At 38.4% G+C, this 22,381-nt stretch carries 18 protein-coding genes and 2 tRNA genes; 3 read left to right on the forward strand and 17 right to left on the reverse strand.

The genetic code is table 11. The features are described 5' to 3' along the window. Positions 1–11: 11 nt before the first annotated feature. The 10 genes from rplV to rpsL all read right to left on the reverse strand — a co-directional run bounded on the left by rplV (position 12) and on the right by rpsL (position 6,857). The gene (gene rplV / locus H3T48_RS00250) at positions 12–365 is read right to left on the reverse strand and encodes a 50S ribosomal protein L22 (RefSeq protein WP_198187647.1); all 354 of its coding nucleotides are present in this window, start codon (positions 363–365) and stop codon (positions 12–14) included. Between the two features lie 19 nt (positions 366–384). Then, positions 385–666, reverse strand: a complete 282-nt coding sequence (gene rpsS / locus H3T48_RS00255; protein ID WP_046307575.1) for a 30S ribosomal protein S19 — start codon at positions 664–666, stop codon at positions 385–387. A gap of 18 nt (positions 667–684) precedes the next feature. After that, positions 685–1,521, reverse strand: coding sequence for a 50S ribosomal protein L2 (gene rplB / locus H3T48_RS00260; RefSeq protein WP_122035762.1), 837 nt, complete (start codon positions 1,519–1,521; stop codon positions 685–687). A 15-nt stretch (positions 1,522–1,536) separates the two neighbouring features. Next, entirely contained in the window at positions 1,537–1,842 is a 306-nt protein-coding gene (gene rplW / locus H3T48_RS00265) for a 50S ribosomal protein L23 (protein ID WP_046307577.1), read from the reverse strand. Continuing rightward, a complete protein-coding gene (gene rplD, locus H3T48_RS00270; RefSeq protein WP_046307581.1) occupies positions 1,839–2,471 on the reverse strand; it encodes a 50S ribosomal protein L4 in 633 nt (210 codons plus the stop codon). The genes rplW and rplD overlap by 4 nt, the downstream gene beginning before the upstream one ends. A gap of 14 nt (positions 2,472–2,485) precedes the next feature. Continuing rightward, positions 2,486–3,115: a 50S ribosomal protein L3 gene (gene rplC, locus H3T48_RS00275; protein WP_046307583.1), complete on the reverse strand. Its 630-nt coding sequence runs from the start codon at positions 3,113–3,115 to the stop codon at positions 2,486–2,488. A gap of 25 nt (positions 3,116–3,140) precedes the next feature. Next, complete coding sequence (gene rpsJ, locus H3T48_RS00280; RefSeq protein WP_046307586.1) at positions 3,141–3,449, reverse strand: 30S ribosomal protein S10; 309 nt, start codon at positions 3,447–3,449, stop codon at positions 3,141–3,143. A 388-nt stretch (positions 3,450–3,837) separates the two neighbouring features. Further along, positions 3,838–5,940: an elongation factor G gene (gene fusA, locus H3T48_RS00285; RefSeq protein WP_074425752.1), complete on the reverse strand. Its 2,103-nt coding sequence runs from the start codon at positions 5,938–5,940 to the stop codon at positions 3,838–3,840. Between the two features lie 23 nt (positions 5,941–5,963). Continuing rightward, positions 5,964–6,434: a 30S ribosomal protein S7 gene (gene rpsG / locus H3T48_RS00290; protein WP_046307588.1), complete on the reverse strand. Its 471-nt coding sequence runs from the start codon at positions 6,432–6,434 to the stop codon at positions 5,964–5,966. 15 nt (positions 6,435–6,449) lie between these two features. Beyond that, positions 6,450–6,857, reverse strand: a complete 408-nt coding sequence (rpsL, locus tag H3T48_RS00295) for a 30S ribosomal protein S12 (RefSeq protein ID WP_046307589.1) — start codon at positions 6,855–6,857, stop codon at positions 6,450–6,452. A gap of 180 nt (positions 6,858–7,037) precedes the next feature. Between rpsL and H3T48_RS00300 the strand changes: the two genes are divergently transcribed. Then, positions 7,038–7,727 (forward strand): A24 family peptidase, encoded by a 690-nt coding sequence (locus H3T48_RS00300; protein WP_198187648.1) that lies wholly within the window; start codon positions 7,038–7,040, stop codon positions 7,725–7,727. A gap of 141 nt (positions 7,728–7,868) precedes the next feature. Continuing rightward, entirely contained in the window at positions 7,869–8,240 is a 372-nt protein-coding gene (locus tag H3T48_RS00305) for a DUF3021 family protein (protein WP_232349824.1), read from the forward strand. 69 nt (positions 8,241–8,309) lie between these two features. On the opposite strand, the gene rpoC is transcribed toward H3T48_RS00305, so the two are convergent. From rpoC to H3T48_RS00335, 6 genes are all read right to left on the reverse strand, one after another. After that, positions 8,310–11,969, reverse strand: coding sequence for a DNA-directed RNA polymerase subunit beta' (gene rpoC, locus H3T48_RS00310; RefSeq protein ID WP_198187649.1), 3,660 nt, complete (start codon positions 11,967–11,969; stop codon positions 8,310–8,312). Between the two features lie 16 nt (positions 11,970–11,985). Further along, entirely contained in the window at positions 11,986–15,618 is a 3,633-nt protein-coding gene (rpoB, locus tag H3T48_RS00315; protein ID WP_122035770.1) for a DNA-directed RNA polymerase subunit beta, read from the reverse strand. Between the two features lie 211 nt (positions 15,619–15,829). Next, positions 15,830–18,334, reverse strand: a complete 2,505-nt coding sequence (locus H3T48_RS00320; protein WP_198187650.1) for an ATP-dependent Clp protease ATP-binding subunit — start codon at positions 18,332–18,334, stop codon at positions 15,830–15,832. Between the two features lie 378 nt (positions 18,335–18,712). Beyond that, positions 18,713–19,297, reverse strand: a complete 585-nt coding sequence (locus tag H3T48_RS00325; RefSeq protein ID WP_198187651.1) for a hypothetical protein — start codon at positions 19,295–19,297, stop codon at positions 18,713–18,715. A 300-nt stretch (positions 19,298–19,597) separates the two neighbouring features. Further along, positions 19,598–19,671 (reverse strand) — tRNA-Pro (locus H3T48_RS00330). Between the two features lie 46 nt (positions 19,672–19,717). Next, a tRNA-Gly gene (locus H3T48_RS00335) sits at positions 19,718–19,792 on the reverse strand. A gap of 127 nt (positions 19,793–19,919) precedes the next feature. On the opposite strand from H3T48_RS00335, the gene H3T48_RS00340 reads away from it, so the two are divergent. Beyond that, positions 19,920–20,741 carry a DUF2785 domain-containing protein gene (locus H3T48_RS00340; RefSeq protein ID WP_198187652.1) on the forward strand — a complete coding sequence of 274 codons (822 nt, stop codon included), beginning with the start codon at positions 19,920–19,922 and terminating at the stop codon, positions 20,739–20,741. Positions 20,742–20,822: 81 nt separating this feature from the next. Here the strand turns inward: H3T48_RS00340 and lysS are convergent, their stop codons facing one another. Beyond that, positions 20,823–22,370, reverse strand: a complete 1,548-nt coding sequence (gene lysS, locus H3T48_RS00345; protein WP_122035804.1) for a lysine--tRNA ligase — start codon at positions 22,368–22,370, stop codon at positions 20,823–20,825. Between the last annotated feature and the right edge of the window lie 11 nt (positions 22,371–22,381).

Here is a 22,381-nt window from a genome sequence, read left to right on the forward strand (position 1 = left end):
ATATACCTCCCTTAATCGTTCTTTTCTGAAACTACAACAACTACATGACTAGTTCTCTTGTTAATTGGAGAAGCCATACCCTTGGCACGTGGTCTAAATCTCTTTAAAGTAGCACCCTCATTTACGTATGCTTCTGATACGTAAAGGTTAGCACTTTCAAGATCGTAGTTATGTTCTGCGTTAGCAATTGCTGAACGTAAAACTTTTTCAACGATTGGGGAAGCAGCTCTAGGCGTAAATTTCAAGATTGCCAATGCTTCAGCAACATCTTTGCCGCGAATCAAATCAACGACCAAACGTGCTTTTCTTGGAGCAATACGAACAGTTCTTGCTTCAGCCCTAGCTGAACTAATTTGTTCTGCCATTTAAGTGTTTCTCCTTCCTCTATTTTCCAGTGGCCTTGTCGTCAGATGTCTTGTGTCCATGGAAAGTTCTCGTTGGAACAAATTCACCTAACTTGTGACCAACCATGTCTTCAGTAATATAAACTGGAACATGTTTTCTACCATCGTAAACAGCTATAGTCAAACCAACGAAGGAAGGGAAAATAGTTGAACGACGCGACCAGGTTTTAATAACCTGTTTTTTCTCTGTGTCTGCTTGTGCATCGACTTTCTTCAGCAATGATGCATCAGCAAAAGGCCCTTTTTTAATACTACGGCTCATTAATTAACCCTCCTTCTGTTACTTGCTACCCTTACGGTGACGAATAATTAACTTCTCGCTAGCTTTCTTACTATCTCTAGTCTTAATACCGCGAGCTTTCTTACCCCAAGGAGTCATAGGTTGTGGACGACCAACTGGAGCCTTACCTTCACCACCACCATGTGGGTGATCGTTAGGGTTCATTACAGAACCACGAGATTGTGGACGTCTGCCTAACCAGCGACTACGGCCAGCCTTACCTAATTGAATCAATGAGTGTTGTTCATTACCAACAACACCAATAGTTGCACGACAAGCTGACAAAATCTTACGAACTTCGCCACTTTGTAATCTAACTAAAGTGTACTTACCGTCATTACCTAAAACTTGAGCACTGGTGCCGGCACTTCTTACGAATTGTCCACCTTTGCCAGGTCTTAATTCAATGTTGTGAATCGAAGTACCAGTTGGAATGTTTGCTAATGGTAAAGCGTTACCTGGTTTAATATCTGAATTTGGACCAGATTCAACAACATCGCCAACTTTTAAGCCTTTAGGAGCTAAAATGTAAGCTTTGATACCATCAGTGTAGTGTAAAAGCGCAATGTTAGCACTTCTGTTTGGATCATATTCAATAGACTTAACAACAGCCTTTGCATTGTCCTTGTTACGCTTAAAATCGATGATACGGTACTTTTGTTTATGACCACCACCACGGTGTCTACTTGTAATACGACCATATGAGTTACGACCTGCAGTATGTGATTGAGATTCAAGTAAGGTACGTTCTGGCGTAGTCTTAGTAATCTCAGCAAAGTCGGAAGAAGTCATATTACGGCGACCATTTGTGGTTGGCTTATAAATTTTAATAGCCAATTGACTGACCTCCTATTACTTATTTTCTTCTTGATTTTCGTCTTTGAAAATCTTAATGTCGTTTGAATCATCAGTTAATGTGACAATTGCTTTACGCGTACGAGCAGTTTTACCAGTGTAACGACCAACTCGCTTGTCTTTACCACGAACATTCATGATATTAACTTTCTTAACTTTGACATCAAAGATTTCTTCGACAGCATTACGAACTTGAGTCTTGGTTGCAGTTAAAAGCACGTTGAAAGTGTACTTCTTATCATCCATTAAGTTCGTTGACTTTTCAGTAATGATAGGTCTTAAAATGATATCATGTGCACTCATTTTCTCGAAGCCCCCTCAACATTCTCTTCAATCTTCTCAATAGCATCCTTAGTCAAGATCAATTTGTCATAGTTGACAACGTCTTCAACGTTTAAACCGTTGATAGGAACAACCTTAACCTTTGGTAAGTTTCTAGCTGAAAGTTGTACATTCTTGTCTTCTGAAACAACAAGTACTTTACCTTCAATATTTAAGCTGTCTAACATTGACTTGAATTCTTTAGTCTTAGGAGCAGACATTGTCAACTGGTCTAAAACGATCAAATTCTTATCAATCAACTTTTGGGAAAGAACTGACTTGATAGCCAAACGACGTTGCTTTCTTGGCATTGAATATGCGTAAGAACGTGGAGTTGGTCCGAAGACTACACCACCGCCACGCCATTGTGGTGAACGGATAGAACCTTGACGAGCACGACCAGTACCTTTTTGCTTCCATGGCTTTTTACCACCACCGCGAACAGCAGATCTGTTCTTAACTTTTGAGGTACCTTGACGCTTGCCAGCTCTTTGTCTGATGATTGCGTCAAAAACTACGCTTTCGTTTGGTTCGATACCAAATACTTCATCTTTTAAAGTAACTTCACCGGCATCTTTACCTTTTTGATCGATAACTTTTAAATTAGCCATTCTAGTCCTCCTTCCTATTTACTATTCTTAACAGCAGATCTAACAGTAATTAATGAGTTCTTAGCACCTGGAACGTTACCTTTAATAAGTAAAACATTCTTGTCTGCTACAACTTTTTCAATTACTAAGTTTTCAATGGTAACTTTCTTCATACCCATGTGACCTGGCAAACGCTTGCCCTTTGGTACACGGTTAATGATGGAACCCATTGAACCAGGAACTCTGTGGTATCTTGAACCGTGAGTTTCAGGTCCACGTGATTGGCCCCAACGCTTAATGTTACCTTGGTATCCATGACCTCTTGTAGTACCAGTAACGTCTACGACGTCACCTTCCTTAAATGTGTCCACAGTAATTTCTGAGCCGACTTCGTAGTCCTTAAGCTCAACTCCGCGGATTTCACGTATGAAGCGCTTAGGCGAAGTCTTTGCTTTTTCAGCATGACCTTTTTCTGGTTTGTTGCTCAAAACTTCACGCTTGTCTTGGTATCCCAATTGAACTGCTTCGTAACCGTCTGATTCAACAGTCTTAACTTGCATAACAACGTTAGGAGTTGCTTCGACAACAGTTACAGGAACAAGGATGCCATCTTTGGTGAAGACTTGAGTCATACCGACTTTTCTTCCTAAGATTCCTTTGGTCATGATTACACCTCTTTCTTTTTAAAAATTATAATTTGATTTCGATGTCAACGCCGCTTGGTAGATCAAGCTTCATTAAAGAATCAACAGTTTTAGGTGTAGGACTTAAAATATCGATTAAACGCTTGTGCGTACGCATTTCAAATTGTTCACGTGAGTCCTTGTTCTTGTGTGGTGAACGAAGAACAGTAAACAAAACCCTTTCTGTTGGTAGTGGAACTGGACCTGAGATCTCAGCACCAGTTCTCTTAGCTGTTTCTACAATTTTAGCAGCCGATTCATCGAGAATACCATGTTCGTAAGACTTAAGTCTAATACGAATTGATTGACTTGCCATTGAATTACCTCCTCAACGTCTTCTTTTTAAAAGATGACTAGCCTCCGCAAAAATTCCCGGCACCGCCTCTGTGGCAATGCAGCCTGGTGTGCCGCAACCTTTTGCATCAACGCTTTACAACAAATATGTGCATTAGAGCATAGTATGCCCTAAGCGCACAAAGACTAGTATACTGATTTTATGGCTAGATATCAAGGGTTTTAGGATATTTTTCTCAATTTTGACCAATTAATTAATATACTTTTTTCAAAAATTAAAATTAAAATTTTTCAACAGCGCCTAAGTTACTATCTATGGCTCGATATAGCAAGAAAATTGCTTATTTTTAAACAAAAAAAGAGCTATTGGATTTACCAATAGCTCGATTAAACAAATTGTTTAGTTAAAATTATTCAGCGTTATTGTTGTTACCGCCACGACTCTTAATAATTTCTTCTTGAATTGACTTAGGAGTTGCAGCATAGTGGTCAAATACCATAGTAAATGTACCACGACCTTGAGTTGATGAACGTAAAGTAGTTGCGTAACCAAACATTTCAGCAAGTGGAACCATTGCATTCAATACCTTGGCACCAGCACGGTCTACCATGTTGTCCATTGTACCACGACGAGCAGTAACTGAACCCATTACATCACCCAAGTATTCTTCAGGAGTAATAACTTGTACCTTCATAATTGGTTCAAGAATTACAGCACCAGCCTTAGGAGCAGCATTTCTTAAAGCAAGAGATGCAGCAACCTTGAAGGCAGCTTCTGATGAATCGACTTCGTGGTAACTACCATCGTAAAGCTTAGCCTTAACATCGATCAGTGGGTAACCTGCAAGGATACCGTTCTTCATTGATTCTTGCAAACCAGCATCAACTGATGGGATAAATTCACGAGGAACAACACCACCGACGATGGCATCTTCAAATTCGTAGCCTTTACCTCTTTCATTTGGAGTAAATTCAATCCAAACGTCACCGTATTGACCCTTACCACCTGATTGACGAACAAACTTACCTTGTGCTTTAGCTTCTTTAGTGAAGGTTTCACGGTAGGCAACTTGTGGTTCACCAATCTTAGCTTCAACGTGGAATTCACGCTTCATACGTTCAACCATGATTTGTAGGTGTAATTCACCCATTCCTGAAATCAAGGTTTGACCAGTTTCAGCGTTAGTTTCAGCTCTGAATGTTGGGTCTTCTTCAGTTAACTTTTGTAAAGCAACATCAAGTTTATCACGGTCAGCCTTTGATTCAGGTTCGATTGACACTTGGATAACTGGGTCTGGAACTTCCAAACTTTCCAAAATCAATGGATGATCTGGGTCAGTTAAAGAGTCACCAGTAGTAGTGTTCTTCAAACCGATAGCACCAGCGATATCACCTGAGAAGACTTCAGAAATTTCACTTCTTGAGTTAGCGTGCATTTGCAATAGACGACCAACACGTTCACGACTGTTCTTTGATGCGTTTAAAACGTATGAACCTGATTCAAGTGAACCAGTGTAAACACGAATGTAAGTTAAACGCCCAACAAATGGGTCAGTAGCAATCTTGAATGCTAAAGCTGAGAATGGCTTATCGTCACCAGCAATCAATTGAACTTCTTCGTCAGTCTTAGGATCATGAGCAATATAAGGCTTAACGTCTAATGGTGATGGTAAGTAATCAACAACACCATCAAGCATCATTTGAACACCCTTGTTCTTAAATGCTGAACCTGCAAAGACAGGGAAAGCCTTTAATTCCAAAGTTGCTTTACGAAGAGCAGCCTTTATTTCATCAACGGAAATTTCTTCACCGTTAAGGTACTTCTCCATAACTGCATCGTCAACGTCAGCAACTTGTTCAATTAACTCGTTACGACGTCTTTCTGCTTCTTCCTTGTATTCATCAGGAACTGGAATAGTGTCCCACTTAGAACCAAGTTTGTCTTCATCATAAACATCAGCAACCATGTTGATTAAGTCGATGACACCTTCAAAAGTATCAGCAGAACCGATAGGCATTTGAACAGCGATTGCGTTAGCATTTAGACGTTCATGTAAAGAAGTAACAGACTTATCAAAATCTGCACCAATTTTATCCATCTTGTTAACAAAAACAATACGAGGAACACCGTAAGTTTCAGCTTGACGCCAAACGTTTTCGGTTTGTGGTTCTACACCTGCTTGACCATCAAGAACAGTTACGGCACCATCAAGAACACGTAGGGAACGTTCAACTTCGATAGTGAAGTCAACGTGTCCTGGGGTATCAATGATGTTAATTCTGTAGTCATTCCATTGAGCTGTAGTAGCAGCAGACGTAATAGTGATACCACGTTCTTTTTCTTCTTCCATCCAGTCCATTTGTGAGTCACCTTCGTGGGTCTCACCAATTTTATGAATCTTACCAGTGTAATAAAGAATACGCTCAGTAGTGGTAGTCTTACCCGCATCAATGTGGGCCATGATACCAATATTACGTGTTTTTTCTAATGGAAACTCACGTTTATTAGCCATAAATTCATTCTCTCCTTATAAAATTAGAAACGATAGTGTGCAAATGCACGGTTAGCTTCAGCCATACGGTGTACATCTTCACGTTTCTTAACAGCTGAACCAGTGTTGTTTGAAGCATCAATGATTTCATTAGCTAGACGTTCATCCATTGTGTGTTCATTACGTAAACGTGCGTATGAAACAAGCCATCTTAAGCCCAAAGTTGTTCTTCTTTCAGGACGAACTTCAACTGGGACTTGGTAGTTAGAACCACCGATACGGCGAGCTTTAACTTCCAAAACTGGCATAATGTTGTTCATTGCTTCTTCAAATACTTCAAGTGGTTCTTTACCGGTCTTATCTTTGATAATGTCAAAAGCATCGTAAAGGATTGAAGATGCCTTAGCTCTCTTACCATCAAGCATTAAGTGGTTGATTAATTTAGTAACAAGCTTTGAGTTGTATACTGGATCTGCCAAAACATCTCTTTTAGCTATATGTCCTTTTCTAGGCATTATTTAACTCCTCCTTTAGTCTTTCTTAGCACCGTATTTAGAACGGCTTTGTTTTCTGCCATCAACACCAGCAGTATCAAGGGCACCACGAATAATATGGTAACGTACACCAGGAAGGTCCTTTACACGTCCACCACGGATTAAAACAACCGAGTGTTCTTGCAAGTTGTGGCCTTCACCTGGGATGTAGGCAGTAACTTCGATTAAGTTAGAAAGACGAACACGAGCATACTTACGTAAAGCTGAGTTTGGCTTCTTTGGTGTCATAGTACCAACACGAGTTGCAACTCCACGCATTTGTGGTGCAGGGTTGTTTACTAATTCCTTCTTCATACTGTTGTAGCCATAGCTTAAAGCTGGTGACTTTGATTTAGTCGTCTTAGTGTGACGGCCTTTTCTTACCAATTGGTTTATGGTTGGCATAAACTTTTTCCTCCTAAAATTTGATTATCTTGTTCACACACCCAGGAGTTTCTTTTTTAGACCTGAGTTATCTCCAAAATACACAAAGACTATTGTACTACCTTTTCAACAAAATGCAATTTTCTTTTTTGAAAAAGCAAAATTTAGTTTTCTGCGTATTTAAATATGTGAGGTGGAAAAATGAATTTACTTTATCAATTGACTAATTTTTTGATTGGGACTTGTTTGGCTTCCCACGCATGTGTAATTGCTGAAAGAGCAGGCAAAGAGGATTTTATTTTTACTCGTTCCAAATGTACTAATTGCAAACAACAACTGAGCTTACTTGATGAAATCCCCTTAGTTTCTTATTTAATGCTCAAAGGTCGCTGCCGCTATTGCAAAGTGCACATCCCCTGTGAATATTTCTTAATAGAATTTTTGGGTGGCTTTGCCTTTTGTAAAATTGATTTCAGTAGTATTAGTGGCATGAATACTGCACTTGTACTATTTAGCCTACTACTTGCAGCTATTAGCGACTATCAAAGTAAAGAGTTTGATGTTGCATTCATTGTTCCGGCTTTCATTATTACAACTATACACTTACTAGTAAATTTCAAAAAAATCAGTTCTGTTGATCTCATTCACTTTTTTCCTATTTTTGCTCTTTTTGTCTATGAAATCTTCAAAAATAAATTGGGTTTCGGGGATCTACTTGTTTATTTAATTCTAGCCCTATACTTTAGTCCTCAATTTGCGAATTTAGCTTTTTTAGTCGCATCACTCATTTTAATTATTCTCTTTAAAACTGATGAGCTGGATAGAAAAGCTTCTGTTGCGTTTATTCCATTTATTTATATTGGTGTAATCACTCAACTTTTGTACAAATAAAAAGCCTTTTAAGTCAGATCTCCGATTAAAGATGAAAATCAAAAGACTGTTATTTAGCCAGTTTTATCACCTATTTTCTTTTGCGTTTCAACCTATGATAAAATCTTTTATATAAAAACATTTAGAATTTATTGAGGAAAAATGATGCACTATATTTTATCTGCAGGAATACGTGGCGCCATACCATTTATCATTATGAGTACACTTTCTGGAATTATGAAATTACAACATATCGATGATTATAGCGTCAACTCGACATTTATTACGGGACTAATAATAACTGCAGTTGCAGCAACCTCTGTTATTTATGATGTCACAAGTTGGACATTAGCAAGACAATCTATCGTTCATTTTCTAATCATGCTGGTTACCGTATATCCTTGTTTAGTATTCAGTGGCTGGTTTTCGACTAAATCAATATTAGACTTAGTAAAAATATTTGGCTTCTTTCTGATTGCTGGCATTATTTTATGGACAATATCGTATATTCTATTTGGTAAGATTTTAAAGTAATAATTTCGAGCAAACAAAAAACTGTTCCGTTAGTAACTTCTAACAGAACAGTTTTTATTTATATTATTTTTATGATTCTGTAGCTTGGTCAGCTTCCTTCATCTTCTTTTCAATATCAGCTATTGAATAAACAGATTTAGGTTTTTGAACATCAGCTTCAGGTTCCATATCACGGTAAATTGGAAGACCAGTTCCGGCAGGAATAATCTTACCAATGATAACATTTTCCTTCAAACCGAGTAATGGATCATTTTTACCTCTGATTGAGGCATCAGTTAATACACGGGTAGTTTCCTGGAATGAAGCAGCTGATAAGAAACTGTTAGTTTCAAGAGCAGCCTTAGTAATACCAAGAATAACACTCTGTGCAGTGGCAGGAATACCACCAGAAATAATAACTGAAGTGTTACGTTCCTTGAATTCACCAATATCCATGATCTCACCCGGAAGTAAGTTCGTTTCACCTGGATCAAGTACACGCACTTTCTGTAACATTTGTCTAGTCAAAACTTCGACGTGCTTATCAGAAATGTCTACACCCTGCATCCGGTACGCTTTTTGAACTTCAACTAGGATGTATTCTTCAGTTGTTAAGGTATCAGTAACTTGGATGAGTTCCTTTGGATCAATTGATCCGAGAGTTAACTTGGATCCACGACTAACCTCATCACCTTCACTAACTGCAACTGATGCAGTGTAAGGCACACTGTAGCTTCTAGTATCAATCTTACCTTTAACAGTAATCTCACGTGTATGCTCTGCTGGGTTTTCTTGAATTGAATCAATTATACCATCTACTTCAGAGATAATAGCACGTCCCTTTGGATTACGTGCTTCAAACAATTCTTGAACACGAGGAAGACCCTGAGTAATATCTTCTGCACCGGCAACACCACCGTTGTGGAATGTACGTAAAGTAAGCTGAGTACCAGGTTCACCAATTGATTGAGCTGCAACTGTACCAACTGCTTCACCAACTTCAACTTCTTCACCAGTAGCAAGGTTCATACCGTAACACTTACGGCAAACACCATGGGAAGTATCACAAGTTAGAATAGAACGAATCTTAACATCTGTCACACCAGCATCACAAATTTTATGTGATAAATCTTCATCAAGCATGACATTTGGTCCAACAATAGCTTCGCCAGTCTTAGGATCTTTAACAGTTTCAGCAGTAAAGCGTCCTAATAGACGATCGTATAATGGCTCAATTAATTCGTCACCTTCCATAATGGCATGAACATTGATACCACGGTCAGTACCACAATCGTCTTCACGGATAATAACATCTTGAGCAACATCAACTAGACGACGAGTCAAGTATCCTGACTGGGCAGTCTTCAAGGCTGTATCAGTCATTCCCTTACGAGCACCGTGAGTGGACATGAATAGTTCTAGAACTGATAGACCTTCCTTGAAGTTTGAAGTAACAGGAATTTCGAACAATCCACCGTTAGGAGTGGCCATCAATCCACGCATACCAGCTAACTGAGTAAAGTTGGAAATGTTACCACGAGCACCAGAGTCGGCCATGATTGTAATTGGGTTACGAGGATCATAAATTTGGGCAATTTCGTCCTGAACCTGATCCTTACAGTCATTCCAAATGCTGATAACACGATCGTGACGCTCTTGTTCAGTAATTAAACCTCGTCTAAATTGCTTAGATACGACATCAACTTGCTTGTGCGCCTTAGCAACCTTTTCATCCTTATCATCAATTTCAGGAACGTCGGTCATACCGATTGTAATACCAGAAGTAGTTGAACTAGTGTAACCAAGCGTCTTTAAGTCATCAAGGTATTCAGAAGTTCTTTGAACCTTGTAGTACTTGTAAATAGTTGCGATTGAATCAGATAAGAAAGATTTCTTAAATGGAGTTGAGATTAAATCACCAGCAACATCATCAATCTTTTCATGAATATCCTCACCAGGCTCTAAGAAGTACTTAGCGCTTAATGGGTGGTTCAAGTTTTCTTCAGTTGGTTCATTAATGTAGAAGTAATCTTCTGGGAAAATTTGGTTGAAAATGATTCTACCGTAAGTGGTAACAAAAATACCATGTTCGTAGCCTTTAGGCCATGACTTCTTAGGCATTGAATCAGCGGACATACCAATAATAGTGTGATAGTGAATATCACCATTATTATATGCAACTGTTGCTTCATCAGGTGAATTGAAAATCATTCCTTCACCTTCACGACCCTTTTCGGCTTGAGTCAACCAGTAGTTACCTAAAACGATATCCTGAGATGGTGTAACAATTGGCTTACCATCCTTAGGTGCCAAAATATGGTGAGCTGCAAGCATTAACAAACGTGATTCTGCAACAGCTTCGTCAGATAAAGGAACGTGAATGGCCATCTGGTCACCATCAAAGTCGGCATTGTAGGCTTCACATGCAAGTGGATGCAAACGAATTGACTTACCTGGTACCAAAACTGGTTCAAAGGCCTGAATACTCAAACGGTGCAAAGTTGGCGCACGGTTTAGTAAAACAGTTCTTTCCTTGATAACATCTTCTAGTACATCCCATACATCATCGTCTTCACGGTCAATCTTACGTTTTGCACTCTTAATGTTAGAAGCAATCTTGCGCTTAACTAATTCGTGCATTACAAATGGCTTGAATAATTCAAGTGCCATTGGACGAGGAACACCACATTGATAGAATTTCAATTTTGGTGAAACATCGATAACTGAACGACCGGAATAGTCAACACGCTTACCAAGTAAGTTCTGACGGAAACGACCTTGCTTACCCTTAAGCATGTGTGAAAGTGACTTAAGTGGACGGTTACCAGGTCCAACAACAGAACGACCACGACGACCATTATCAATCAGTGCATCTACGGCTTCTTGTAACATCCGCTTTTCATTTTGAACAATGATATTTGGTGCATTTAAGTCGAGCAGTCTCTTTAACCGGTTGTTACGGTTAATTACACGACGATACAAGTCATTCAAATCAGAAGTAGCAAAACGACCACCTTCTAATTGAACCATTGGACGCAAGTCCGGTGGAATAACTGGTACCGCATCAATGACCATCCATTCAGGCTTGTTACCAGAATCTTTGAATGCATCAAGAATATCTAATCTTCTGATTGCACGTGTACGTTTTTGACCAGTAGCAGTTTCTAATTCTTTCTTTAAATCAGTAACTTCTTTTTCTAGGTCAACTTTACGTAACAAGTCGCGAATTGCTTCTGCACCCATTTTTGCTTCAAAACGGTTACCGTACTTAGCTTTTTCTTCACGGTATTCTGCTTCAGTTAAAAGCTGCTTGAATTCAAGTTCAGTGTCACCTGGATCAATGACAATGTATGCCGCAAAATAGATAACTTCTTCCAATAATCTTGGTGACATATCAAGAATCAATCCCATTCGAGATGGAATACCCTTGAAGTACCAAATGTGGGTTACTGGGGCTGCTAATTCGATGTGACCCATCCGTTCCCTTCTAACTTTAGAAGAGGTAACTTCAACACCACAACGATCACAAACGATGCCGCGGTATCTCACACCTTTATATTTGCCACATGCACATGCCCAATCCTTGGTTGGTCCAAAGATTCTTTCATCAAACAGACCATCTTTTTCCGGTTTTAAAGTACGGTAGTTGATCGTTTCAGGCTTTTTTACTTCACCATACGACCAGCTCCGAATTTTATTTGGAGAAGCAAGGCCAATTTGCATGCTTTCAAATTTATTTACGTCGATCAAAAGTTTAACCCCCTACTTATTTAGAAATCTTGTTATCATCGTCAGACTCATCAACTGGAGCTTCAATCTCGGCTGATTCTTCATCTTCTGATTTTGCGGTTTCTTCGGCTAACTTCTTCTTTTGTTGCTCTTCGGCCATCTTCGACAAGGTATCAATATTCAAATGTTCATTTGAATCATCATCCATGTCACGAAGTTCGATTTCATTGTGATCCATGTCAAGAACACGAATATCTAATCCTAGGGATTGTAATTCTTTAACAAGAACACGGAATGATTCAGGAACACCTGGTTTAGGAATTCTGTCACCCTTAACAATTGCTTCGTATGCCTTTACACGACCAACAACGTCATCAGATTTGTAAGTCAAAATTTCTTGTAATGTGTATGCAGCACCATAAGCTTCAAGTGCCCAAACTTCCATTTCACCAAAACGCTGTCCACCAAATTGTGCTTTACCACCAAGAGGTTGTTGGGTTACTAACGAGTAAGGCCCAATGGAACGTGCATGAATCTTATCATCAACCATGTGGGTTAATTTCAGATAGTGCATAATTCCGACAGAAACACGGTTATGGAACGGCTCTCCAGTACGACCATCATATAAAACAGTCTTACCATCTTTGTCGATACCAGCTTTATGAACAGTATCCCAAACATCATTTTCACTCGCACCATCAAATACTGGGGTTGCAACATGGATACCTAGACTATTAGCAGCCCAGCCCAAGTGCAATTCAAGTAACTGTCCGATGTTCATACGTGAAGGAACACCCATTGGGTTCAAACAAATATCAACTGGAGTACCATCTGGTAAGTATGGCATATCTTCTTCAGGAACAACTGCAGCAACAGTACCTTTGTTACCGTGACGACCAGACATCTTATCTCCGACTTGAATCTTTCTCTTTTGTGCAATGTAAACACGTACTAAGGTATTTACACCTGGGGAAAGTTCATCGCCGTTTTCACGAGTATATACTTTAACATCGCGAACAATTCCGCCACCACCGTGAGGTACACGTAATGATGTATCACGTACTTCACGTGCTTTTTCACCAAAGATAGCGTGAAGCAAACGTTCTTCAGCGGATAGTTCAGTCACACCCTTTGGTGTAACCTTACCTACTAAAATGTCACCGTCATGAACCTCAGCACCAATGCGAACGATTCCTTGACCATCGAGGTCTTTAAGTGCATCCTCACCAACATTAGGTAATTCGCGTGTAATTTCCTCGGGACCAAGTTTAGTATCACGAGCTTCTGATTCATAGTCTTCAATACTAATTGAAGTGTAGACATCATCCTTAACTAAACGTTCTGAAAGCATGATGGCATCTTCATAGTTGTACATGTTCCATGTCATGAAGGCAATTACTGGGTTTTGACCCAAAGCAAGTTCACCATGATCCATTGTTGGACCATTAACGATTACTTCGCCTTCTTCAACCTGATCACCTAATCTAACATTTGGTGTTTGGTTATATGACTTGGAGTTGTTAGAACGACGGTATTTTTCAAGCACATATTTATCTAAAGTGCCATCAGCGCGTCTAATTCTAACTGTATTAGCATCAACGTATTCAACAGTTCCTGCTGCCTTAGCAACAATTGCAGCACCAGAGTCATGCGCAGCACGGTATTCCATACCAGTACCAACAAGACAACTATGTGGATCAATCAATGGAGCAGCCTGACGTTGCTGGTTAGCACCCATCAATGCACGGTTAGAGTCATCGTTTTCAAGGAAAGGAATACATGCAGACGCAACCGAAACAACTTGCTTAGGAATAACGTCCATGTAGTCAATCTTATCAGGACTAACTTCGACGTTATCTTCCTTATGACGAGCCAAAATTAAATCGTCCTTGAAAGAACCATCTGGATTTAATTTGGTGTTTGCTCCGGCAATAATGAAGTTATCTTCTACGTCAGCTGTTAGATAATCAATCCTATCAGTAACTTTATGAGTCTTCCATGAAACGCGACGATATGGTGTTTCAATGAAACCGTATTTGTTAATAACTGCGTATGATGCAAGAGAGTTAATTAACCCGATGTTTGGTCCTTCAGGAGTTTCAATCGGGCAAAGACGACCATATTGGGTATAGTGAACGTCACGAACTTCATATCCAGCACGGTCACGAGTTAAACCACCAGGCCCTAAAGCAGACATACGACGCTTGTGCGTTAATTCGCCAAGCGGGTTATGTTGGTCCATGAACTGTGAAAGTTGTGATGAACCAAAGAATTCTTTGATGCTGGCAACAATAGGTCTAATGTTGATTAATTGTTGTGGTGTAACAGTTGAAGGATCCTGAATTGACATTCTTTCACGAACAACACGTTCCATTCTTGCCAAACCAATTCTAAATTGATTTTGTAACAATTCACCAACACGACGAATACGACGGTTACCTAAGTGATCGATGTCATCAGTGTCACCAATACCATCTTGTAATAAGAAGAAGTAGTTAATTGATGCCAAAATATCTGCAGGAGTTAAGTATTTAACGTCCTTATCGATGTGACCATTAGAAATCAACTTAACAACACGTTCAGGGTTAGCCTTTGAATATACCTTAACTTCTTGAACAACAATTGGGTCAGGTAGGACACCTTCTTTTGAAGGTTCATAAGTAACCATCTTGAAGTCATCACGGTCAAGATACTCTTCTAAGCCGTCCATTACTTCATGAGTAACAACAGTACCCTTCTTAGCAATAATTTCACCAGTATCTGGGTCAGCTAAAGTTTCTGCTAAAGTTTGACCGTAGAGACGGTTCTTTAATGATAACTTCTTATTAACCTTGTATCGACCAACAGGGGCTAAATCGTAGCGACGTGGGTCAAAGAAACGAGCATATAAGAGGGACCGTGAAGAATCAGTTGTCTTTGGTTCACCTGGGCGTAGACGCTCATAGATATCCTTTAAGGCTTCAGCGACACGTGAATCTGCTGGATTCTTGTGTACATCTTTATCCAAAGTGAATTGCAAAGTATCACTTTCACCAAAGATATCAATAATTTCGTCATCTGAGCCAATTCCTAAAGCTCTAATTAAAACAGTCAAAGGCAGTTTACGAGTACGATCAACACGTACATAAGAAACATTCTTAGCATCTGTTTCATATTCTAGCCATGCACCACGGTTAGGAATAACAGTTGTGCCGAAGATCTCTCGACCATTCTTATCATAGTCGCCAGAATAGTAGACACTTGGTGATCTAACTAATTGGGAAACAATAACTCTTTCGGCACCATTGATAATGAATGAACCAGATTCAGTCATTAAAGGTAAATCGCCGAAGAAAACATCTTGGGTCTTAATTTCACCAGTTTTTTGGTTAGTCAGTTTTAAGGTAACGTGCATTGGTGCAGCGTAAGTTGCATCGTGATCACGTGCTTCATCAACAGTATACTTTGGCTTTTGCAGTTTATAGCCAACGTACTCAAGCGAAAGCTTACCTGAAAAGTCACTAATCGGCATAATGTCGTCGAAGACTTCCTTAATACCTTCATCCAAAAAGTTTTGGTACGATTCGGTTTGAACATCTGTCAAGTTAGGTAGCTTCAGTACTTCTTTAATACGTGAAAAACTACGTCTTGTTCGATGCTTACCGAAGTTCACTACGTGTCCATTTAACAAGGAGAAAACATCCTTTCTGTCAGAGAAAGCTAATATTACATTTTGGTTACAATTTCAAAAAGCGGGATTTTTAAGCATAAAAAAGACAAAAACAACCTTTGTCGTTTTTGTCCTTTATTATTCTGCTGGACAATATATCAGCAAAATCCTGAAAATCAGCCTTTTTAATCACGCACTAATATAGCAAATGATAACTGATTTGTCAATTGTTTTACTTAGAGCCAACTAGATTTTTTGGTTCTGCTTTAACTATTTCAAATTTTAATTTGTCATGGTTACAACCAATTTTGAGAAGATCGCCATCACCAAGTTCACCAGTAATTAGTTTTGAGGCAATTTCGTCTTCAATATCCTTTTGAATTGCGCGGCGCAAAGGTCTTGCACCCATCTCAGGATTATAGCCATCTTTAGCAATTTTATCCAAAGCAGCACGTGAAATTTTCAATTGCACGCCTTGCTTTTGCAAACGGACAATCAACTTATGAGTAAGTAGAGTGACAATTTGACGTAATTGTTGCTGGTTAAGCTCATCAAAGATGATTGTTTCATCAACTCGGTTTAAAAATTCTGGACGGAAAAACTGTTTAAGCGCTTGACGAACACGATTTTTACGCATTTCAACTTGGCTTGAATTGTCAGCATTAAAGCCGACTTCTTTGGTATCAAATAAAGAACGCGAACCTAAGTTGGAAGTCATAATAATAATTGTATTCTTAAAGTCTACTTTGCGTCCTTTTGAATCAGTCAAAAAGCCATCGTCAAGTACTTGCAATAGCAGGTTAAAAACATCAGGATGGGCTTTTTCAACTTCATCGAGCAAAACTACAGAATATGGGTGGCGACGAACCTGTTCGGATAACTGTCCACCTTCATCATAGCCAACATAGCCTGGAGCTGAGCCAATCAGCTTACTATTAGCAATTTGATCCATGTATTCAGACATATCAATTCTGATTAAGTTATTCTCTGAACCAAAGATTGAAGCTGCAATTGCTTTGGCTAGTTCTGTCTTACCAACACCTGTTGGGCCTAAGAATAGAAATGAACCGATTGGACGATTTTCATCCTTAATTCCACTCCTACTACGACGAACTGCGCGACTAACTGCACGAACTGCATCCTCTTGTCCGATAATACGCTTATGCAAATCTGCCTCCAGATTAGCCAGATGCTTTGATTCATCACGATTCATTTGAGTAACAGGTACGCCTGTCCAGTTTGAAACTACCTTAGCAATATCTTCTGGTTGCACTGTAGACTTTTTACTAGTCGCACTTTCCAATTTAGCGTTTAACTTATCTTGGCGTAATTGCAAACTATTTTGTCTATCTTGAAGCTGAGCCGCTTTGACAAAATTCTGATTAATCGCAGCTTGATTTTTTTGCTCTATAACTTTTTTAATTTGTTCATTAAGTTGAACCAGCTGGTTATTTGAGCCCTTACCAGACTTGATTTTGACAGCTGCACTAGCTTCATCAATTAAGTCAATTGCTTTATCCGGCAAATAACGGTTAGAAATATAGCGACTTGATAAGTCAATTGCATTCTCAAGGGCCGCATCAGTAATTGTGACATGGTGAAACTTCTCATATTTTGGTTTCAAGCCACTTAAAATAGCTAGTGTCTCTTCCTTAGAAGGTTCATTTAGACGCACTATTTGAAATCTACGTGCTAGTGCTTGATCTTTTTCAACATACTTTTGGTACTCGTCAAAAGTTGTTGCACCTATCATTTGAATGTCACCACGTGCAAGTGATGGCTTCAAAATATTAGCTGCATCAATTGATCCTTCGGCTCCACCAGCACCAATTAAGGTATGCATTTCGTCAACAAACAAAATAATTGTTCCGTCATCAACAATTTCTTTGATGATTTTCTTCAGTCGGTCTTCAAACTCACCACGGTATTTAGTACCAGCAACAAGACCTCCCAAATCAAGTGAGATGACTTTTTTGTCCATTAGGTCATGTGGCACTTTTTTATTAACTATTGCTGTCGCAATCGCTTCAGCAACAGCCGTCTTACCGACTCCCGGTTCACCGATTAGAACTGGATTATTCTTATTACGCCTTGATAAAATTTCAATCACACGAGCGACTTCTTTATCTCGCCCAATCACTGGGTCGATTTTGCCATTTTCTGCTCGTTCATTTAAGTTAACTGACACTTGATCAAGAGTTGGCGTTTTGCTTTGCGAATTAGTGGAATTACTATAATCCGCACCATTAAAACTTGACCAACCACTATTATCAGATTGATCATTATCATCAATATTATCGATATCTTCACCTAGCGAGTGTAATAAATCATTGCGCAAACCAGGAAGATCTATGTTCAAATTTCGTAAAATTACAGAAGCAAGAATCTGTTCATTGAGAATCAAACCAAGCAAAATATGACTGGTTTTAATTTGAGCTGAACCTTCACGTTCAGCTAAGACTCCTGCATAAGATAACGCCATACTCAACCGAGGTGACATTTCCATATAAGTAGATTTACCTGCCGAGCCATAGCCGGTATAGCGTTCAATTTCTTCACGGATAGCCGTTGGCGTTGCGCCCCATGCACGCAAGTTTTTACCAGCTTCACCATCAGATTCGATTACCATCGCAAGCAGTACGTGTTCCGTACCGATTAAACGATGATGAAAGCTCTGTGCCTGTTCACGTGCAATTTCTAAAACTTGATTTGCACTTTTGGTATAGGATTTTTTCATCATAGCACCACCTTTAAAAACGATGTGTATCCACTATAAACTTTTTGGCTGAATTGTAAAATATTTTGTTTCAAGTAAAGTGCTTTTAGCGTAAAAACATTGCCACCATTATAGCAAAGACTAGCTAATGATGCTAATTTCTGTTTTCTCAATATAAGTGCTTTTACAAATGTTTTATTTTCGTTAAACAAAATACCTTGATTGTAGCCAAAGATTCACTATATAAGTAGATTAGTTTAGGTACGAGTAATATAAATTTCTATTCACTTACTAATCGATTTCAGAAATCGTATGTACTCAATTAACCTTATTTATAATTAAATTTGTGTACAATAAAAAGCAACCTAAAAAGTTGCTTTTTTGTACAAATAAATTTAACTAGATATTTCTTTGTTTAAGATATTGCTCATACAAAAAATTCTCTTTACTAATAATATCTAGTGTCAGGATATCAGCGATTTTGATTGACTCAGATCTAACCTCGTCCATCAAATTATGGTCTTTACAATATTCTGTTTGATCAATTAATACCTTTTGCGTGTCAACAGAAATTATTTTTACAGTTTCCTCATATTCATCTTCAGATTCAGCTATGGTGACATAAAAGCCGTAATTACAACAATAATTTAATAAAGTAATGATATCATTATGTGGAATATCATTATATACTTTTTGTAAGTTTAATCTATCATATTCATCTTGTTTTTTTAGGTAGTCAATATAGAAATCAAACATTCTTGTATGACTATCATTACATACTAATTTTTCAATTTCTGTCTTTTTATATAAAACATAACTATCTAAACTGCCAACATCGTCTACAACTTCAAAGATATAGTATTGTCCTAGATCGGCAATCATATATCCTACTGCAAATATATAACTATCTTGTGATTTTCCATAAATTTTCACTAACTCCCTTTTATTAAGGTAGTTATTCCAATCTTTTTTGTTGATTATCATGCAAAATCTCCTTTATTTGCTATGCTTCAAGTTTTTTTCTTTTCAGGTTTACATTTCCTAGATTGCCCATATTGATATCTGTTTTTTTCGCCTTAGACTGATGGATTTTATAATCTTTAAATACAAAGTAACAAGAATGGTAGTGTTGTCCTGGCTTTATAACCATTACAGTTATAACACTTGCTGGCTTTGCCTAAAATAGTTTAACCCATTTTGAGCTAATTTCAGAAAATTCGAGAAAACAAAAATGCCTTTATACCAGCGTTTAAACCATTTGACATAAAGGCAAAATCTCATTTATCGGGAAAACAGGATTTGAACCTGCGACCTCTACGTCCCGAACGTAGCGCTCTACCAAGCTGAGCTATTTCCCGGTTAACAAAAAAACTCACCAAAGCGGTGAGTTTTTTCTGTTTCTCTTGGAGCGGAAGACGGGATTCGAACCCGCGACCCCCACCATGGCAAGGTGATGTTCTACCACTGAACTACTTCCGCAAGAACAAATATTATTATAGCAAATCAGTTATCTTTTTCAACCCCTTTTTTTAAAAAAATCACCAAAAAATCTCCAATTATTATATAATTATAGCTAAAATACACTTATAGATTTAAAGGAAAAATTATGCAAAATGAATTGGAGCAATTAGTTGCTTTGCCAGAAGGAAAGCTCGTTTTTACTAATGAGCAGATTCAATTCTTATTAGACAATATTGGCAATTTGAATCCACATATTAGAGATAACCTTGTCTACACCCTCTTTGCACGTGGCTTTTCAGAAAATGCATTTAACCAAAAACAGATTCAGGTAATTATCGACAGTTTTATTCAGAACAGAGATCTTTTTAGACAAATTAATCAACCAGAAAACGATGCCGTTTTTCTAAGAACTTTCAGTGCCCTACTTGGCGCACTCATTTTAGAATCAGATAATGATAAACCGATCTTAACAGATAGTGACCGTCAATTACTTTTTGACTGGAGCATTAGGTATCTAAAAGAAGAAAAAGATTTTCGTGGCTATGTGACAAACAAGGGTTGGGCACACAGTGTCGCACATGGGAGTGATTTTCTGGGTGCTACTTTGAATCACCATGATTTCAAGCCTAAGAGTGTAAGTGCAATATTTGAAGTAATTACGAGCATTTTCCAAAATTTAAAAAATCCATTTGTTGATGATGAAGAGCAACGAATAGCATTTGCTTTTTTTCAAGGCGTTCATTTCCAAAAGATAGCTTCAGCTGACTTTAATTCATTTGTTGACGACTTCGATAAGAAAATTTATCAGCAGCTTTTACACGATGATCGTGTTGACTGGTATTGCTTTAGTTCGTGGTTTAGGTTATTACAAAATTGGTATTTTTATTTTTCTACCAATAAGGAAGTTCAAGATAATCTACTTTCGAAAATAACTGCCTATAATGAAAAAATGGGTTTTGCATTGTAGGCAAACTAAAAAAGAATCCTTAAAAAAGGATTCTTTTTTAGTAGTGTCATTAGCTAGCTTACTATAGTGCTAGCAAAACGATTATTTATTATTTTCTTTTTTCTTCATGTCTTCTTCGACTTCGCGCTCAATATCTTCAATTCGCTCTGGGCGCATTGTTGGGAATAGTAAAACATCCCTAATTGCAGGCGCATCAGTCAAAAGCATTACAAGACGGTCAATTCCAATTCCCAATCCACCTGTTGGTGGCATACCATATTCCATAGCACGTAAGTAATCTTCATCAATCATATCAGCTTCATCATTTCCAGCTTCACGTTCTGCCATTTGTGCTTCAAAACGCTCACGTTGGTCATCTGGGTCGTTTAGTTCTGAAAAGGCGTTACCGTACTCTTCACCCATAATGTAAATTTCAAAACGATCAGTAAAGCGTGGATCATCAGCGTTCTTCTTAGCAAGTGGTGAAATTTCAACTGGATGACCATATACAAAGGTTGGGTCAACAATTGTTTCTTCACAGTACTTTTCAAAGAAGGCATTGATAATATGACCAACCTTCCAAAAGCTTTCAACTTTAATATCATGGTCTTCAGCAATTTTGGTTGCTTCTTCAACGCTCATCTCTTGCCAGAAATCAACACCGGTCTTTTCCTTAATTAAGTCAACCATGTGTACACGACGGAATGGTTTGCCTAAGTCAATTTCAGTGCCTTGGTATGTGACTTTACCGTCGTCAGTAACAACATTTGCGGCAGCACGAATAATTCCTTCGGCTTCATCCATAACATCATGGAAGTCCCAGTATGCGGCATAAGTTTCAAGCTCAGTAAATTCAGGGTTATGGTGGGTATCAAGACCTTCATTTCTGAAAACTCGACCAATTTCATAAACGCGTTCCATATCACCAACAATTAAACGCTTCAGAGGTAATTCCAAAGCAATTCTCATGTAAAGGTCAATATCAAGGGCGTTGTGGTGAGAAATAAATGGACGTGCTTCTGCACCACCAGGGATGTTGTGCAAAACTGGTGTTTCAACTTCTAAAAAGTCCTTGTTGTTTAAGAAGTCACGAATTGCTTGGATAATCTTAGTCCGATTAACAAAACGCTCATAACTTTCATGATTAGTAATTAAGTCAAGGTAACGTTGGCGATAAATTTGTTCAACATCTTTTAAACCATGATACTTATCAGGAAGTGGACGCAAGGCCTTAGATAAGAAGGTTACATGAGTTGCACGAATTGTTAATTCGCCAGTATCAGTTTTCATGACTTCACCGTCAATTCCTAAGAAGTCACCAATATCTGATTTTTTGAAAATTTGGTAGTTTTCTTCACCAACAATATCCTTACGAACATAAATCTGGATTTTGCCAGTGCGGTCATATAAGTCAGCGAAGCCAACTTTACCCTTACCTCTTTTAGCGAGCATTCTACCAGCAACCTTAGTTTTAGGTAACTCACTGTTTAATTCGTCTTTGTCTTCTTTAGTGTACTTTTCATTTAAAGTACGAGCCAAATCTTGACGGTCGAATTTTCTCATGCCAAATGGTTCAATTCCGTTTTCACGAAGTTCTTCCATCTTTTGGCGACGAACGATTAATTGGTCATTCATTTCACTTTTAGCCAATTATTTTTCCT

The organism is Lactobacillus sp. M0403 (genome assembly GCF_016101265.1).
Classification (GTDB): domain Bacteria; phylum Bacillota; class Bacilli; order Lactobacillales; family Lactobacillaceae; genus Lactobacillus; species Lactobacillus apis.